This window comes from Saccharopolyspora gloriosae, assembly GCF_022828475.1.
Classification (GTDB): Bacteria; Actinomycetota; Actinomycetes; order Mycobacteriales; family Pseudonocardiaceae; genus Saccharopolyspora_C; species Saccharopolyspora_C gloriosae_A.
This window is the reverse complement of sequence record NZ_CP059557.1, coordinates 2,920,594-2,936,648: the sequence shown is the minus strand read 5'-3', so window position 1 is coordinate 2,936,648 and position 16,055 is coordinate 2,920,594. Positions and strand designations below refer to the sequence as shown.

The following is a 16,055-nucleotide window of genomic DNA, read 5'->3' as shown; positions in this document are numbered from 1 at the left end:
CTACCTCACGAGGATGATCAGCAGGGCGAGCACGGCCAGCACCGCGACGGCTTGGGCGTAGTACTGGTGCAGCTGCCCGGTCTGCGGGCGGCGGGCGAGCGCTCCTAGCCACCCGGCACCGCGGGCCACGCCATGCACGACACCGTCGACGGGAATTTCAGTGCGCCGATCAACGAGCTTGGCCAGCCGCATCACCAATGCGGGACCAGCCATCACCGCTCGGTCGAGGACCCGGTCATCGAAGGCCGCCAGCGCGCGTGCCAGCGCCATCGTCGGCCGCACGACGAGCACCGTGGCGGCGCGCTCGAACCCGAGCCACGCTGCTAGCCACCGCCGTAGAGCGGTGGTGACCGGCATCGGTCGGTCTCCCCACCACCAGGCGAGAGCCGACGCGCCGATGGTAAGTGCCGCCGACAGCGCAAGTTCCCACGCTGTGGGTGTGGCGGCAGGTCCCGCACCGAGCAGTCCCCGCATGCGCTCGGCTACCGCCGGGAGGCCGAGCACACCCAAGACCGCAGCCATTCCAGCCAAGATCGCCAGGACCGGCCGGGCAAATGCGGATACCTCGTGGGAGCCGGGCTGCGTGGTGCCCCAACCGGCTTCGGCACCGGAAGGTTCCGGCTGCCAGACGAACCAGACCGCTTTGATGCTGTACACGGCAGAGACCACCGCAGCGGCCAATCCGAACACGTACAGCTCGGGCGCACGTTCCAGCGTCGCGGCAAGCACTGCGTCCTTGGTGACCCACAGCGACAGCGGGGGCAGCCCGGCCAGCGTCGCGGCGGCGACCGTGAACGTCACGCCCACCACCGGATAGTGACGCGCGGCGCCCCGCAGCGCGGGCAGTGCCTTCGTACCGAGCGCGGTCAACCACGCCCCGGCCGCCAGGAACAGCGCGGACTTCGTCGCCGCGTGCGCGACCAGCTGCATCGTTCCCGCGGTGATTCCACCGGTACCCGCGGCCAGCACCATGAACCCGATCTGCGCACAGGTCGAGGCCGCGAGCAGCTGCTTGAGGTCGCTTTGCGCGACCGCAACCAGTCCGAGTACCAGGGCGGTACCCGCACCGAACCAGGCCACCAGCGGCCCGGCCCAGCCCGAGGCCGCCAGCAACGAGTGCAGCCGCAGCAGCAGATACGCGCCGGCCGCGACCATTGTCGCCGAGTGCAGCAGCGCCGAGACCGGGCTCGGGCCCTCCATCGCGCGGGAGAGCCAGAAGTGGAACGGCACCTGCGCCGACTTGCCCAGTGCAGCCAGCACGATGCCCGCGGTGAGCACGGTCAGCCATGGTGACGTTGCCGCGGGCAGCTCCGGCAGGACGAGCGTGCCGACGCCGCCGGCGAGCGCCGCCCCTGTTGCGAGGTAGAGGCCGAGATCGGCGGCCCGGGTCGTCAGGAAGGCGACGTTGGCGGCGTGCACCCGGCGCGGTTCGTGCCACCAGAACCCGATCAGCGCCCAGCTCGTCGCGCCCATGACCTCCCAGCCCATGAACAGCAGTGCGAGTCCGGTGGCGGTGACCGTGACGAGCATGGCTCCGGAGAACAGCAGCATCAGCCCGGTAAACCGAGCCCGCGACTCGTCCGGACCGAACTCACCAGCAGCGAAGACCAGCACTGCCAAGGTGACCACGGAGACCGTGACCACCAGGACCGCCGAAAGCCCGTCGACGGCCACGCCCGCGTCGATCCCTCGCAGGAACCGTGCGGTCGCGACCGGGCGCACCACCGACGCCAACAAGGCCAGCACGACCGTGATCCCCGCGCAGGCGATTCCGACTACGGGCGCGATCCGATCGCCTCGCTTCCCGGTGCACGCCAGCACCGCCCCGGTCCCCAGCGGTACCGCGATCAGCAGCCACCCGAGCGCGCCCATCGGCTACTCCTTGAGATCCGCGGCCATGTCGGTCATGTCCACGTCTCGGGCGCGGAAGATCGAGGTCACCACTGCGAAGCCCACCGCCATCTCCACCGCCATCGCGGTGATCACCACGATGATCAGCACTTGGCCGTCCGCATTGGACGGAGCAACGTAGTGCCAGAAGGCCGCCGCCGTGACGGTGACGCCATTGAGCATCAGCTCCAAGCCCATCATCAGCATCACGATCGACTGCTCCGACAGCGCACCGAAAAGACCGATGGCGAACAGTCCCGCCCCGAGCAGCAAGAACAGCTCCAGGCTCATCGACCGATCCCACCGCGCACCGGATCGTCGGCCCGCGCGGCGTGCAGGTCGTCGCCCAGCCGGTCGTACCGCCCCCGATGGGTGGCGAGCACGACGGTGGCCACGATCGTCGCGAACAGCGCCACGCCCAAGGTCATCATGGTCAGCATGTGCGGGCCCATCAACGCTTCCCCGAGCGCGAACGTCGGATCCGGGGCGGCGTCCCTGCCCGCTGCGGCCAGTCAACGAGAAAAATGCCCGCCGCGAGCACGACGAAGGTGCCCACCGAGATCGCCATGGCACCGGTCTTGTTGTGATACATCGCCATCGGCATCAACCCGGCGGGATTCATCATGTACATGATCATGAATACGGCCATGATCACCATTTCCATGACCATCATCAGCACGATCACCACACCGAGATAGGCCAACCCCAGCAGGATCACTTCCGCGGCAACGAACACGAACGAGGCCAGCAGCGCGAACGTCACCCGCGCCATCGAGTTCAAGCGGAACACCAAGAACCCCGACACCACCGCGCCGACCGCGAACAGCCAGAACAACCCGACCGTCACCACACACACCACCTCATCGGATCAGCACGACCAGCGCGACGACCAGCGCCTGCAGGATCGTCAACGGGACCAGCACCACCCAGGCGAACTCCGCGAACCGCTCCATCCGCACCGTGGGAAACCGGCGACCGACCCACACGACCACGCCCAGCACCGCGGCCGTCTTGAGCACCGTCCACATCCAGCCCGGCAGCCACGGGCCACTGCCTCCCCCGAGGAACAGCGGCACCGCCATCGCCACCGAGACCACCAGCAGCAACCACCGTCCGCCGAGGAACACCAGCCGGTCCACTCCGGACAACTCCCCCGCTGCTCCTCCGGCGAGATCACGCCCCAGCGGCGAGTCGAACGGGCCCCAGAACGCCATCGCCATCGCGCTGAGCAGATAGACGACGAAGGCGACCGGCATCCACACCACGAACCACAAACCGGACTGGGCCTCGACGATCCCACCTATCCGCAACGTGCCCGCCCCGGTGGCCGCTGTGATCAGCGCGAACATGTGCGGCAACTCGTAGGCCAATCCCTGGGCCACGAACCGGTAACCACCCACCAGGGACAACGCCGCGTTCGGGCCCCACCCGGCCATCCACACCGCCGCCCACGCCAGGATCTCCATCGCGTTGAACCACACGACCCCCACCCCGAGATCCGCCACTGCCACCCCGCCCAGCGGCACCACCAGCGCCGCCAGCACCGCAATGACCGGAAGGAGGACGACACCGGTGCGCCACAGCACGGCATCGGCTGCCGTGGTCGTGCGCCGTTGAGTGATCAGCAGCCGCACCACCGCACGCAGCGGAGCGATCACCACGGCCGACACCGACAACGCTCGTCCCGCAGCACGCGCCTCCAACGCCGTATCGAAGACCACCGCCGCGAACGCACCCACCGCCAACAGCGCAGGGAGCACGAGCACACTCCACATCGGAGCCTCACCCATTGGCCGCCCCTTCAACCGAGTGGTCGAGCCCGGCGATGTCGGGGTCCAAGCTGGCCACGATCAGCCTGGCCCCGGCCAGCTCGACGCCATCCACCAGCTCGGGAAGCACCTCCAGCAGTGCTGCCGAACCCCCGCCTGCGCCGAGCCGGCCTCGTGGCCCCGAATCCACGGCGGCCAACGGCGCGGTGTCGTCGAGAGTGGGCAACGAACGCGTGACCTCGTCCAGCCATGCCTGCCATCGCGCGCGCACGTCACGCCCAGTGTGAGAGGCCGTCAGCGCAGGTCCGGTCACTCCGGTGGCCTCGGCCACCGTTGCCGGGAGGACGCCGAGCCCGTCGGTGAGCCACCGCAGTGTCCGAGACCGGCGAAGCCGCCGAGCCAGCCGACACACCCGACGAGCGGTCACCTCGATCGGCGAGCACGCGAGCACGTCGTCGCGGGATCGCCGCGCACGCAGCGCAGCATCTGCCCAACCCGCCACCGCCAGCAGCCTCGCCAAGCTGTCCAGGTGCGCCGCCGCACGGTGTCGAGCGGCCTCCCCCGATGTGACGGACTCGCCTGTCGCCGCGCGACGCCATGGCTCGTTCCAGAAATCCGCCACGTCGCCGTTTTCACGAACCACCTGGACTCGAGCTTCCTGAATCACGTCGCCCTGCAGCGTGGCGTGCAGCACGAGACCGGCTGGCCAGCCCGGCAGCACCGGGCCGAGCGGCACATGGAGCTGATCGAGCATGAGCCCGTCCCGATCCGGCCCACGATCGGCCATCGGCACACCCCCCGGCATGTCCATCCCACCGCCACCGAGATGCTCGTGACCCTGGGACTGGTCATCAGGGCGACCGTGCTCCGCGTGATCCGTCGCCCCGTCGAGAGAGAGCGCCCCGCCGTCGGCCAGCAGGCCCGCAGCACGCTCCAGCGCCATGTCGGCCTCGGCCGCGTTGCCGACGTGCGCGCGAACCCGGGGATACGGGGCCTGACCCCACAGCTGATCGACGAAGTTCGTCCACTGAGGCCCAGCAGACCCGACGACGGCCAGAACATCAGCATCCGCCGGGCCAAATGCCTGCACCCATCCCCGTCGACGCAGCACCTGCTCAACCGCCAATCGAGCAGCGGTACCCCCGGGGGCCTCAGCGACCAGCACATGGGGCGCCCCGGCGGCGAAGCGCCGCAAGTCAGCGGTCACGCCCATCGCAGCGCCCCTTCCCGCCACGCATAGGCCACACCGGCAAGCAAGATCCCCAAGAACACGAACATCTCGATGACCGCGCTCGCCCCCACCGAGGAAACGACCAGCGCCCACGGATACATGAACAGCATTTCCATCTCGAACGCCAGGTAGATCATCGTCAGCGCATACCACCGCACGTGGAAACGTGAAAACGCGTGCTCAGACGGTTCATGACCCCCCAGAAACGGCCTCACCGGAGCGTCGCGCGGCGCCACCTGCACCAGCGAGGCGCCCCCGTACACCCCGCCGACCACCACTACGGCGACGACCAGCAACAGCAACGCTGCCGCGAACCCACTCATGATCCACGCAGCAGGAGCGGACCCGAGATCACGAGCATTGAGCGCCATCCCTCAGGCATCAAGGCGTCCCCCATCGCTACCTCCGGAAGGCGAGATCACAGATCTCCGTAGCCTGACCGACTTCCTGCCGGAGCGCTCGCTGACGGCGCCCGCCGCAGAGACCAAGAACGCCAACCGGAATACCCCTAGGGGGTATGGGTGTTAACGTAGATGTCAGTCCCGGTCGAGCAACTCTAGGACATGAGAGGGCGCCATGATCAGCCTTCGCCGCACCGCAGCCGCGTCCGTTCTCACGCTGGGCTTGGCCGGCGTTGCGGCCTGCGCGCCGGGTGTGCCCGCGGCACAGGCACCGTCTGCTAGTCCGCCGCGAACACGGCGCCCGGTCGGTGATCGAAGAACTCAACGAGATCGCCGGCGTCTCCGACGTCGCGCTCGACCTGGGCACCGCGGCAGTGACCGTGACCAGTGCTGAACCGGCCAGCGACACGAACGGGCGCACTGCGATCGAAGAAGCCGGTTACCAGCTAGCAGCCCAGTAGCGGGCGTCGCTGCTCGCCATCTGCCGATTCCGCTCCTCCGTGCACACCTCGCGTGCGCCGGAGGCTCTGGACCCGACCGCTGGACGAGCGATACAGGCCGGGGGTATCCGAGGTGGCTTTCGGGGCTGGCCCCGCCAGCACGACACCGGCCGACCACGTACATGGACAGGAGGACTCCATGAGTACCACCACTGATCGGTCCAGCAGCTCGCCCAGCCAGGAGGTCGAGCTGGCTATCGGCGGCATGACCTGCGCATCGTGCGCAGCCCGGGTCGAGAAGAAGCTGAGCAAGCTCGACGGGGTCACTGCCACGGTCAACTACGCCACAGAGAAGGCCAAGGTGACCTACCTGGAGGGCACGGACCCACAACAGCTCGTCGACCAGGTCGAAGCCGCCGGCTACACCGCAACACTCCCCCACACCACAGCCGACGACGCGGCCGCCACGAATGAGGGCCAAGCCGACGACCCGACCAGGTCACTACGGGAACGGTTCATCATTTCCGCGGTGCTGTCCGTGCCGGTAATCGCCCTGGCGATGATTCCCGCGTTCCAGTTCACCTACTGGCAGTGGATCTCGCTGACCTTGGCCGCGCCCGTGGTGGTGTGGGGCGCGTGGCCGTTTCACCGGGCCGCGTGGACGAACTTGCGTCACGGTGCGGCCACGATGGACACCCTGATCTCGATGGGGACCTTGGCCGCGTTCGCCTGGTCGCTGTATGCCCTGCTGTTCGGCACCGCCGGCATGCCGGGCATGACGCACCCGTTCGAGCTGACCGTCCAACCGGGAAGCGGGGACGGGAACATCTACCTCGAAGTCGCCGCCGGGGTGACAACGTTCATCCTCGCCGGCCGGTACTTCGAGGCCAGGGCCAAACGACGCTCCGGCGCGGCGCTGCGCGCGCTGCTCGAACTCGGTGCCAAGGACGTCGCGGTCCTGCGCGACGGCCGGGAGCAGCGCATCCCCACTGATCAGCTCGCTGTCGGGGATCGCTTCGTGGTCCGCCCCGGTGAGAAGATCGCCACCGACGGCACGGTCGAGGACGGCAGCTCCGCGGTCGACGCGAGCATGCTCACCGGCGAATCCATCCCGGTCGAGGTGCGGCCGGGTGATTCCGTGACCGGTGCGACGGTCAACGCCGGCGGGCGCCTGGTCGTGCGCGCCGTGCGGGTCGGTTCTGACACTCAGCTGGCGCAGATGGCCAAGCTCGTCGAGGACGCCCAGACCGGCAAGGCCGCCGTGCAGCGCCTGGCCGACCGCATCTCCGCAGTCTTCGTCCCGATCGTCATCGTACTGGCGCTGGCCACTCTGGTCTTCTGGCTCGTCACCGGTGCCGGGTCCACGGCCGCGTTCACCGCCGCCGTCGCGGTACTGATCATCGCCTGCCCCTGTGCACTCGGCCTAGCCACCCCGACCGCGCTGCTGGTCGGCACCGGCCGTGGCGCCCAAATGGGCATCCTGATCAAGGGCCCCGAGGTGCTGGAATCGACCCGGCGCATCGACACCGTCGTGCTCGACAAGACCGGCACCGTCACCACCGGCCAGATGTCCCTGATCGCGGTGCACACGGCAACCGGCGAGGACGAAGACGTGGCGCTGCGCCTGGCCGGAGCCGCCGAGCACGCTTCCGAACACCCGCTCGCGCAAGCGATCGCGCGCAGCGCAGCCGACCGGCTCGGTGAGCTCCCATCAGTGGAGAATTTCACCAACATCGAAGGCCTCGGGGTCCAAGCGGTAGTCGACGGGCACGCCGTCCTGGTCGGGCGGCCCGCGTTGCTGGAGCACTGGAGCCAGCCGCTGCCGGACGACCTCGCATCCGCGCGGACCGCAGCCGAGAATCAGGGACGCACCGCGGTCGCGGTGGCCTGGGATGGTGCGGCCCGGGCAGTTCTCGAAGTCGCCGACACGGTGAAACCGACCTCTGCTGAGGCAATCGCGCAACTGCGCGCGCTCGGCCTCGAACCGGTACTGCTGACAGGCGACAACGAGCGGGTGGCCCGCACCGTGGCGACCGAGGTCGGCATCGATAAGGTCATCGCCGAAGTCCTCCCACAGGACAAAGTGGACGTCATCAGCCGGTTGCAGCGAGAAGGTCGCGTGGTGGCGATGGTCGGAGACGGCATCAACGACGCCGCCGCCCTGGCCCAGGCCGACCTGGGGCTCGCCATGGGCACCGGAACCGACGTCGCCATCGAAGCCTCCGACCTCACCCTGGTCCGCGGTGACCTCCGAGCCGCTGTCGATGCGATTCGGCTCGCACGACGTACCCTCAGCACGATCAAGGGCAACCTGTTCTGGGCCTTCGCCTATAACATCGCCGCCCTACCACTGGCCGCCGCCGGACTGCTCAACCCCATGATCGCCGGAGCGGCGATGGGCTTCTCCAGCGTCTTCGTCGTCGCCAACAGCCTGCGCCTGCGCCGCTTCCGCAGCACCATCGCGGGCCCCGCAGCAGCAGAAACCAGGACCAGCGCCACCCCTTCACCGCTGGTCACCACTACAGGCTCCTGACAGACGCGAACGTGAGGCGGTAGGGGCCGTGCTGAATTAGCACGGCCCCAGCCGATCGATACCGAGGATCGCGATGAGCCGTTCACCGCTGCCATGTCCTCGGGGAGCGGGGCATGCCCGGCTGGTTATTGATGATCAATGCTGCCGAACATTGCCGGCAAGCGCGCACGCGACGGCCAAACGCACCAACGCGATCGGCACGCTCAACGCCAACCTCCGGGTCAGCCCACCCTCGCCACTGCGGCAATAGGTAAGCACTCTCTCTTCATTATTCCCTACCGGACCGCGGCGTGACGGTGCCGCCCGCCGATGCAGGCGAGCGGCACCGTCGACAGTGTCAGCCTTACTTCAGCAAGTCCTGCATTGTCTTGATCTCGGCCTGCTGACTGCTGACGATCTGCTCAGCCATCTGCTTGGCTTCGGGGAACTGACCTTGAGCCAGCTCGGTCTGGGCCATGCCCACCGCACCCTCATGGTGCTTGATCATCATCGTCAGGAACATGCGGTCAAACTCAGCGCCCTTCGCCTGCTGGAGCTTCTGCATGTCCTCCGGAGCCATCATGCCCGACATGCCCCCGTGGTCCATGCCAGGCATGGAGCCGTGGTCCATGCCCGGCATGCCGCCCTGCGGTGCCGGGGCACCCCACTGTTGTAGCCACCCGTTCAGCGTGTCGATCTCCGGGCCTTGGGCGGCTTCGATCTGACGAGCGAGGTTCTTCACCTGCTCGGACTGCGCCCGCTCCGGTGCCAGTTGCGACATCTTGATCGCTTGAGTGTGGTGCGGAATCATGCCCTGCGCGAAGGCCACGTCGGCATCGTTGTGCTGGCCGGCTTCGGCAGGCGGCTGCGAGGCACTCGGCGAAGTGCCGTGATCCATGCCGGGCATGCCTTGATCGGAGCCGGTACACCCGGCGAGCAGGACAGCCGCGACTGCCGCTGTGACCGAAACGCCCGCTACGCGAATATTCTTCATTCTGGGGTTCCTTCGTCATGCGTATTCAATGCGATTTCAACCTGAGCACGTGTCCGCAACAGTCCCCGTGATCGTTGCGGGAGGCGAATGCTCACAGTCGAAGGACGCACAGCTCGGCAAGTCTTCGAGGAACCGGCGGTGGAGGTCGGGCGCGTCCGATGCTCGTCGGGATCGACGCTCGAAGCGAAGCAGTCGCGGGCAGGATCCGCAGTGCCAGCGACGCGATGGCGACAGCGGCGGCCCCTGCCAGGACAGCTAGGCACAGGTGCAGCAAGCCGTGTTCCATACCCGGCTTGTCGCCAGCGGAGACGACAGGGACATGTGTGGCCGTATCGCCACCGGCACTGGGGCAGCTCAAACACCACCGTGCCGTGGCCTGCCGCTACGACAAACTCGCCCTCCGCTACGAAGCCACCGTGCACATCGCTGCCATCGACATCTGGCTACGCAGCCTCACCAAGATCAATTTCTAAACAGCTCCTAGCTGCCACCCTGCCGGAGTCCCGGTGGGCACTCCGTGCCAGCAAAACCTACACACGGACCGGCGCATTAAAAGATCGCGTGCGCCGACGCACGCAAACGGACCTACACGTCCCCTTTTGGACATTGAGCCCTTTTCATCCGGCGGTGACTTCCAAGGTCTGTAGGACATGGATGGCTTGGCGAGTCGGGCGGCCGGCGCGGCGGGTGCTGCAGCGAAGCTTACGCTGGATGCGCCATTGCTTGAGCTGGGCGTTATAGAAAGCGACATCGAAACCTTCCTGCAGCAAGGGCTCGGGATCGTGGAGCAGGAACCCAACACGGCGCCGTGGTTCGCCATCCGTTTCGTGCCCTCGTCGTTCGGCATCTACGACGCTTTTCCCGACGACTCCGGTCGCCAGGCCCACCTCTCGGGCCAGGTCGCCGAAGCCCTCGCCGACAACACCGGCACCCTGTTCGCCCAGCCCACCATCGAACCAGTGGATGTGATCGCCGAGAAACCCCCGACCTGAGATGCCCCGAGCAGCCGCTGCGCGGATGCCGGCGACAGCCCACAGCGCTCGACCCGCGCGAAGGAGGTGACGTCGTGGCAACAAGCCAGGGCGGTGCCGCGGTCGATGCGCCCACGGTGATGCTGGGCCTGCTCAGCGACCCCGGACTGCCCGCCGATTTGTCGGACGGCCTTGCTGCACAGCTGCCCGACCTGCTTGAACACGAGACCGACGGTCGTGCCCGATGACGAGTAGAGACCGCGTCCCAGCAGTTGAACCTCGACGAGCACGGCACACTGCCCTCGGTCGAGATCGGCTAACACGCCATGGCCGAGCACAGGTGGGACCTGGTGATCCTGGTGACCGAGCTCCCCCGCCGGGCCGGCACCCAGCCGATCATCTCCGACTACGGGCTCGCCACCGGCTTCGGCCTGGTCTCGCTGCCCGGGTTGGGCGGGATGGGGCTGCGTCGCCAGGCCCGCGAGCTGATTGTGCACCTGGTCGCCGAGCACCTGGTCGAGAAACCGCTCAGTGACGGTGGCGCCGACAGGCAAGGCCTGGGCGGGTTGCGCGACCACCGGGCGTGGGGCCCGGGCGCCCCTGTGCAGCACATCGACTCCACCGACGAGGGCATCGACGCCCACCTGGCCCTGACCGGAGCCCGGGGACGGTTGCGGCTGTTGGCCGGGATGGTGCGGGCGAACCGGCCGTGGCGGCTAGTGCCGAGCCTGTCCCCGGCCATCGCTGGTGCCGCGGCGGGGCGGCGTTCGGTGTATTCTACTCCAACATCTGGCAGCTCGCCGACGCGTTCAGCGGATGGCGCCTCACACTGGTCAACGTCCTAGCGGTCCTCGCGATGATCGCATGGCTGATCATCGACAACAGCCTCTGGGAGCGACCCTCGGACCGGCAACTGCGTGAAGAGGCCGCGCTCTACAATGCGGTCACCACTCTGACGATCTCGATCGGCGTGCTGTGCATGTACGCGCTGCTGTTCGTGGTCACCCTGATCTCGGCGCTGGTCGTGATCCCACCCGACTACCTCACCACCACCCTCAACCACCCCAGCGGCTTCACCGAGTTCGCGATCGTGGCCTGGCTGTCCGCCTCGATGGGCACCATCGCCGGAGCACTGGGCTCCGGGCTCGCCAGCGAGGACGCGGTCCGCCAGGCCGCCTACAGCAAACGCGAGCAGGAACGCCGCCAAAGCCTGCGAACCCAGGACCAGCACTCATCCTGACCTTCGACGGACCCCTGGGATCCGCCCGAGACGAGCACGCAGCAAGGCACATGACCAGACCTGCGTAGCTCCAGCTGCGATTGGACGGGGCCCGCGACACCGGTGTGTTCGATCAGTCCGAGATCCCTAACACGGCTCGCGCCCTGCTGTCCCTTTGCATCGACGTCCTGGTCCAATGACTCGACGCCACCACACCCCACGGCCGCCCGGCGCTGGCCGGTACCACCGCTTGAGCTCGCGCACGGAAAACCGCGCGCGAGCTCGCGGCGCCCGAGGAAGCACGGGCAGCCCCAGCATCGCTGGGACCGCCCGTCTTGCGTGCGACGACCAGGGAACTCTCATTCAACTGCGGGCTGCACCGGTCGTCGCTCGGTCTCCTCAGCGTTCATAGCGCCGCGGGTCTCCGGGCTCAGCACTCCCGCGACGACGAAGACCAGGACCATCACGAACAGGAACACCATGAGCCGACCGGGCACGTCGGCCAGCTCCGGACTGGCGAGGTTGACGAAGCTCGGCATCAAACCACCGATCATGAAGCCGAGGTTCCAGCAGATCGCGGTGCCCCGCCCTCGCAGCGCCGTCGGATAGCGTTCGTTGAGGAACACCAGGACCGGGGCGTAGGCGGCGTTGGCGAAGAAGGCCAGGGCTGATGCGTAGAACATGATCAGGCCGGTGCTCGCCGGATCGGTGCTCGTGATCAGCCACACGAGCAAGGGCAGAGCGATGAGGTTGAACGAGCCGATCACCAGCATCGTGCGTCGGCGTCCGAAGTGCTCGCTGAGCTCTCCCGCGGCCACCGCGGCGACGATCACTCCCAGACTCGAAACGAGCAGGATCGTGCCCTGCGCGCTCTGGGCGACACCGCTGACCTTGCCCAGCAGCGTCGGGAGGAATCCGGAGGTGAGGTAGTACTGCGAACCCGCGCCGGAGACCAGCACCAGGTTGAGCACGAGCAACCCTCCCCTGCCGCCGCGGGCCAGGTCGGTGAAGCGCGTCTTCGGGCCGGGGGCCTGCTGCTGCGCCTTCCACAGCGGCGACTCCTCGACCCCGCGGAGCACGAGGAAGCTGATCAGCGCCGCCATGAGCCCGGAGAAGAACATGACGCGCCACCCCCAGACGTTGAACTGCTCGCCCGGGAAGATCGCGCTGACCAGGATGAACACGCCGCTGGCCAGGGCCGCACCGATGCCCGCGCCGCCGCCACCGATCAGCCCGGACATCAGGCCTCGCCAGCGCTGCCCGACGCTCTCGGTGCCCAGGGTGTGCGTCGCCGCGACGACACCGCCGACGAACACGCCCTGCACCAGGCGCAGCGCCAGGAACAGCAGCGGTGCGGCGATACCGGCGGCGGCGTAGGTCGGCACGGCACCCATCGCCGCGGTGGACAACCCCACGCCGGCCAGCACGATGACCATCGTCTGCTTGCGCCCGTTGCGATCGGCCACCGCTCCGAAGATCGCCGCTCCGGCCGGGCGGAGCAGCACGCTCACCGCGAACGAGGCGTAGACGGCGGCGAGGCTCAGGGTGGGGCTGGCCACCGGGAAGATCAGGTCGCCGATCGTGCTGGCGACGTAGAGCAGGATGAACAGGTCGAACAGGTCGAACGCCCACCCCGCCACCGAGGCGAAACTCGCGTACAGCGTGGCTCTTCTGGACAGTCCGGTGTTCGCAGTGGACATGCCCACCTCCTCATCGAGGTCTGTTGGTGTGGTGTTGCGGAACGAGGTTCCGCGGCTTCGGTCGGGTCAGGGTGCCGAGCGCCAGTTCGCCGGCGCGGGGGCCACGGCGCCTTCCAAGTCGATCTCCTCCTCCCCCGGAACGCGGATCCTGGTGAACCGTCCTGCGTCGCCGCCGGGCGGAATCGTCGCGTCGAGACCCATCTTCGATCCCATACCGTCCGCTGTGGACGGATCGAGCCGTGACCCCTGCGCACCACCGACGAGCACCAGATCGCGGTCGGCCTGGAAGCGAGTGGCGACGGCCCACTCGACCTCGTGGGGGTCGAAGACGTCCACATCGGAGTCGACGACCGTCACGTGCTTGATGTCGTAGTGCGCGCCCAGCGCCGCGAAGATCAGGTTCTTCACCTCGCCGGGCTGGGGATCGCGGACCTGCACGTGGAGGTGGTAGCGGCACACGCCGCCGCGCGGCAGGTGCACGGCCCGCACGCACGGGAAGTTCTGCCTCAGGTGCGCCAGGAAGGAGCCTTCGCGCGGAATGCACCCCAGCAGCAGGTGTTCCAGTCCGCCGCCGACGATGGTGTGGTAGATCGGGTTCCGGCGATGCGTCATGGCGTCGACGCGCACCACGTGGCGGTCGGCGCGAGGCCCGTAGTACTGGGGGAATTCGCCGAAGGGCCCCTCCGGCTCGCGGACATCGGCGAGAAGCCTGCCTTCCAGCACGATCTCCGCGTCGGAGGGAACCCGGACCTCGTTGGTGACCGCCTTGGTCACCGGCAGCGGGCTGCCGCGCAGCGCCCCGGCGATCTCCAGCTCGTCGTGGCCGATCGGCACCGCCGCCTGCGAGGACATCAAGGTGAGCGGGTCGGCGCCGATGACGATCGCCACCTCCAGGTCCGTTCCCGACGCTTCGGCCTGGTTGAAGAAGGCGGCCGTGTGCCGGGGCAGCAGCAGTGCCCCGAGCCGGTCCGGCCCGCTGACCTGCAGGCGGTGGATGGACACGTTCTGCGACCCGGTCGTCGGGTCGCGCGCGATGAGCAGGCCCGCGGTGATGTACGGGCCGTGGTCGTGCTCGTTGTGCGTGGGAACCGGCAACGAGCCGAGGTCGACCTCGCGGATCACCTCGTCCTGGCACGGGGCGTCCTCGACCTCGGTCCACGGAACGGGGGCCTTGCACGCTTGCTGGAAGCGGTCGATGAGTTCGGTCTCGGCGACCCCGAGCGCTTCCGCCATCCACTCGCGGCGCGACAGCAGCCCGGAAACGACGGCGATGTCCTTCCCGCCGGGCCCGCCGAAGACCACCGCGCGATCGCCGTCGAGCCGGTTGGCGATGCCGGCCAGCTCGAACCGGAGGTCCACTCCCGGCCTGGCCGCGGACAGCCGTCCGGTCGCCTGCAGGTGGTCCAGCCAGCCGCGCAGATCAGCGCCGACGGGCAGGGCGTTGTTCGTCATCTCTTCTCCCCGGTGACCGCCGGGACGGCCTTCGACCGGCCCGATGTGAGGTGGGTGCAGGTCATCACCAGCAAGGGCGTGGCGACCGCGATGTAGGCGTTGTCGATGCCGAAGGGGTCACCGAGCAGGAACCAGCCGATGGTGGTCGGCAGCGCGAGCACGATGGCCCAGAACGCACCGGCCTTCGTGCCGTACCGAGGCGCGTAGAACATCAGCAGCACCAGCACTGCCAGTGCCGCGCGCAGCGATTTGGCCAGGAAGGTCACGGTGAGCACGTCGGTGGCGAACAGGGCCAGGGCGATCGGCACCAGGCCGGTCACCACTGTCGCCGCCCGGAGGGAACAGCACGTCGCGGCGGTCGTCCCCGGCGGCGTTGAAGTGCGGTTGGTAGAAGTCCTTGAGCAGCAGCGTGGAAGCGCCGATGACCAGTGCCGCGATGGTCCCGAACATCGCACCGGCGAGCCCGGCGACGACGATCCCGGCCAAGACCGGGTCGATGTCCATGGCGAACGCGGGCATGGCCTGGATGCTCTTGATGTGCGGGTAGACCACCGCGCTGCACATGCCGATGAACGCGGCGAGCAGACCGTAGGGAACCAGGATCAGCGCCGAGTAGAACCCGGCTCGCTGCGCGCGGTGAGCGCTGCCGGCGGTGGTGATGGCCTGCACGACGTACTGGGTCGCGAAGATGGCACCGACACCGGCGATCAGCCAGGCGAAGATCTGCCCGAAACCCACGCCGTGCCAGGAGAACATCGTCGGCGGCAGCGCTGCTCGCAGCCCGTCCACGCCGCCTGCGCGCTGGGCGCCGATGATCGCGAGGATGACCACCCCCGCCATCTTCACGATCGCGTGCACGACGTTGGTGTAGACGACCGATCGCATGCCGCCCACCACCACGTAGAACGTGGCGAGCACACCGACCAGGACGACGGCCAGATCGTGGTCGACGGCGAGGAGCCCGCTCAGGATCGCACCACCGCTGGCGTAGACCGAGACGGCGACGATCAGCAAGGAGCAGACCATGATCATCGACGTCGCGGTGCGCACCCTCCTCCCGTAGTAGCGGTCGAGGGCACCGGAGATCGTGTTCTCCCCCAGCTCGCTGAACTTGCGCGCCAGCAGGAAGGCGAAGAGCACGAACCCGATTCCCAGCGAGACGATGTTCCACGCGGCCGAGAGACCGGATCGGTAGGCCTCCTGCGCGGTCCCGATGCTCGCGCTCGTGCCGATGAACTCGGACGCGAGCAGGAATCCGATGAGGACGGCGGGAAAGCTCTTGCCTCCGCCGGTGAATCCTGACGCGGTCCGCGTCGACCGCCCGGCCAGGAAGCTGATCAGGGCGAGCAACGCGATGTAGCCCGCGACGATGAGAACCACTAACCAACCTGATTGCAAGGGAACCCTCCAACGCCGCTCCGTTGCGGCCAGAGAAACTACGAGCGAAGTTAGACCGGTGCGAGAGGACCAGCCTGA

Annotated in this window: 19 protein-coding genes and 1 pseudogene; 7 read left to right on the top strand and 13 right to left on the bottom strand. The window is 68.1% G+C overall.

The genetic code is table 11. The features are described 5' to 3' along the window. From H2Q94_RS12510 to H2Q94_RS12485, 7 genes are read right to left on the bottom strand one after another with little or no spacing between them, the layout of a single operon-like run. Positions 1-1,872 carry an NADH-quinone oxidoreductase subunit 5 family protein gene (locus H2Q94_RS12510; protein WP_243794819.1) on the bottom strand — a complete coding sequence of 624 codons (1,872 nt, stop codon included), beginning with the start codon at positions 1,870-1,872 and terminating at the stop codon, positions 1-3. A 3-nt stretch (positions 1,873-1,875) separates the two neighbouring features. Continuing rightward, a complete protein-coding gene (nuoK, locus tag H2Q94_RS12505; RefSeq protein ID WP_243794818.1) occupies positions 1,876-2,181 on the bottom strand; it encodes an NADH-quinone oxidoreductase subunit NuoK in 306 nt (101 codons plus the stop codon). Then, positions 2,178-2,342 carry a hypothetical protein gene (locus H2Q94_RS30645; RefSeq protein ID WP_309501152.1) on the bottom strand — a complete coding sequence of 55 codons (165 nt, stop codon included), beginning with the start codon at positions 2,340-2,342 and terminating at the stop codon, positions 2,178-2,180. Before H2Q94_RS30645 ends, nuoK begins: the two co-directional genes overlap by 4 nt. Beyond that, positions 2,342-2,740 carry an NADH dehydrogenase subunit 6 gene (locus tag H2Q94_RS12500; RefSeq protein WP_309501151.1) on the bottom strand — a complete coding sequence of 133 codons (399 nt, stop codon included), beginning with the start codon at positions 2,738-2,740 and terminating at the stop codon, positions 2,342-2,344. The genes H2Q94_RS30645 and H2Q94_RS12500 overlap by 1 nt, the downstream gene beginning before the upstream one ends. Before the next feature lie 10 nt (positions 2,741-2,750). Then, positions 2,751-3,680 (bottom strand): complex I subunit 1 family protein, encoded by a 930-nt coding sequence (locus tag H2Q94_RS12495; protein ID WP_243794817.1) that lies wholly within the window; start codon positions 3,678-3,680, stop codon positions 2,751-2,753. After that, a complete protein-coding gene (locus H2Q94_RS12490; protein ID WP_243794816.1) occupies positions 3,673-4,872 on the bottom strand; it encodes a hypothetical protein in 1,200 nt (399 codons plus the stop codon). Before H2Q94_RS12490 ends, H2Q94_RS12495 begins: the two co-directional genes overlap by 8 nt. After that, positions 4,863-5,213 carry an NADH-quinone oxidoreductase subunit A gene (locus H2Q94_RS12485; RefSeq protein WP_243795675.1) on the bottom strand — a complete coding sequence of 117 codons (351 nt, stop codon included), beginning with the start codon at positions 5,211-5,213 and terminating at the stop codon, positions 4,863-4,865. The genes H2Q94_RS12490 and H2Q94_RS12485 overlap by 10 nt, the downstream gene beginning before the upstream one ends. Positions 5,214-5,599: 386 nt before the next feature. Between H2Q94_RS12485 and H2Q94_RS12480 the strand changes: the two genes are divergently transcribed. Together H2Q94_RS12480 and H2Q94_RS12475 are read left to right on the top strand one after the other, a co-directional pair. Then, positions 5,600-5,752: a hypothetical protein gene (locus H2Q94_RS12480; protein WP_397545457.1), complete on the top strand. Its 153-nt coding sequence runs from the start codon at positions 5,600-5,602 to the stop codon at positions 5,750-5,752. Between the two features lie 178 nt (positions 5,753-5,930). Further along, positions 5,931-8,264, top strand: coding sequence for a heavy metal translocating P-type ATPase (locus tag H2Q94_RS12475; RefSeq protein ID WP_243794815.1), 2,334 nt, complete (start codon positions 5,931-5,933; stop codon positions 8,262-8,264). Between the two features lie 343 nt (positions 8,265-8,607). On the opposite strand, the gene H2Q94_RS12470 is transcribed toward H2Q94_RS12475, so the two are convergent. After that, positions 8,608-9,237 (bottom strand): DUF305 domain-containing protein, encoded by a 630-nt coding sequence (locus H2Q94_RS12470; RefSeq protein ID WP_243794814.1) that lies wholly within the window; start codon positions 9,235-9,237, stop codon positions 8,608-8,610. A 323-nt stretch (positions 9,238-9,560) separates the two neighbouring features. Here H2Q94_RS12470 and H2Q94_RS12465 point away from each other — a divergent pair, with 323 nt between their 5' ends. After that, a complete protein-coding gene (locus H2Q94_RS12465; protein WP_243794812.1) occupies positions 9,561-9,710 on the top strand; it encodes a hypothetical protein in 150 nt (49 codons plus the stop codon). 144 nt (positions 9,711-9,854) lie between these two features. Here the strand turns inward: H2Q94_RS12465 and H2Q94_RS12460 are convergent. Further along, positions 9,855-9,974 (bottom strand): annotated as a pseudogene (locus tag H2Q94_RS12460) (IS5/IS1182 family transposase); the annotation flags it as partial. On the opposite strand from H2Q94_RS12460, the gene H2Q94_RS12455 reads away from it, so the two are divergent. The 4 genes from H2Q94_RS12455 (at position 9,957) to H2Q94_RS12440 (ending at position 11,448) form a co-directional block, all read left to right on the top strand. Beyond that, on the top strand, positions 9,957-10,229 hold the full coding sequence (locus tag H2Q94_RS12455; protein ID WP_243794811.1) for an antibiotic biosynthesis monooxygenase: 273 nt from the start codon (positions 9,957-9,959) through the stop codon (positions 10,227-10,229). The pseudogene H2Q94_RS12460 and the gene H2Q94_RS12455 overlap by 18 nt on opposite strands. Before the next feature lie 74 nt (positions 10,230-10,303). Then, positions 10,304-10,456, top strand: coding sequence for a hypothetical protein (locus H2Q94_RS12450; RefSeq protein ID WP_243794810.1), 153 nt, complete (start codon positions 10,304-10,306; stop codon positions 10,454-10,456). Between the two features lie 78 nt (positions 10,457-10,534). Beyond that, on the top strand, positions 10,535-11,053 hold the full coding sequence (locus H2Q94_RS12445) for a hypothetical protein (RefSeq protein WP_243794809.1): 519 nt from the start codon (positions 10,535-10,537) through the stop codon (positions 11,051-11,053). A gap of 11 nt (positions 11,054-11,064) precedes the next feature. Next, entirely contained in the window at positions 11,065-11,448 is a 384-nt protein-coding gene (locus H2Q94_RS12440) for a hypothetical protein (RefSeq protein ID WP_243794807.1), read from the top strand. A gap of 338 nt (positions 11,449-11,786) precedes the next feature. Here H2Q94_RS12440 and H2Q94_RS12435 read toward each other — a convergent pair whose 3' ends face one another. From H2Q94_RS12435 to H2Q94_RS12420, 4 genes are all read right to left on the bottom strand, one after another. Then, entirely contained in the window at positions 11,787-13,127 is a 1,341-nt protein-coding gene (locus H2Q94_RS12435) for an MFS transporter (RefSeq protein WP_243794806.1), read from the bottom strand. A gap of 66 nt (positions 13,128-13,193) precedes the next feature. Continuing rightward, positions 13,194-14,579, bottom strand: coding sequence for a UbiD family decarboxylase (locus tag H2Q94_RS12430; protein ID WP_243794805.1), 1,386 nt, complete (start codon positions 14,577-14,579; stop codon positions 13,194-13,196). Beyond that, a complete protein-coding gene (locus H2Q94_RS12425) occupies positions 14,576-14,740 on the bottom strand; it encodes a hypothetical protein (RefSeq protein ID WP_243794804.1) in 165 nt (54 codons plus the stop codon). The genes H2Q94_RS12430 and H2Q94_RS12425 overlap by 4 nt, the downstream gene beginning before the upstream one ends. Further along, complete coding sequence (locus H2Q94_RS12420) at positions 14,697-15,959, bottom strand: sodium:solute symporter family protein (RefSeq protein WP_243794803.1); 1,263 nt, start codon at positions 15,957-15,959, stop codon at positions 14,697-14,699. Before H2Q94_RS12420 ends, H2Q94_RS12425 begins: the two co-directional genes overlap by 44 nt. Positions 15,960-16,055: the final 96 nt, after the last annotated feature.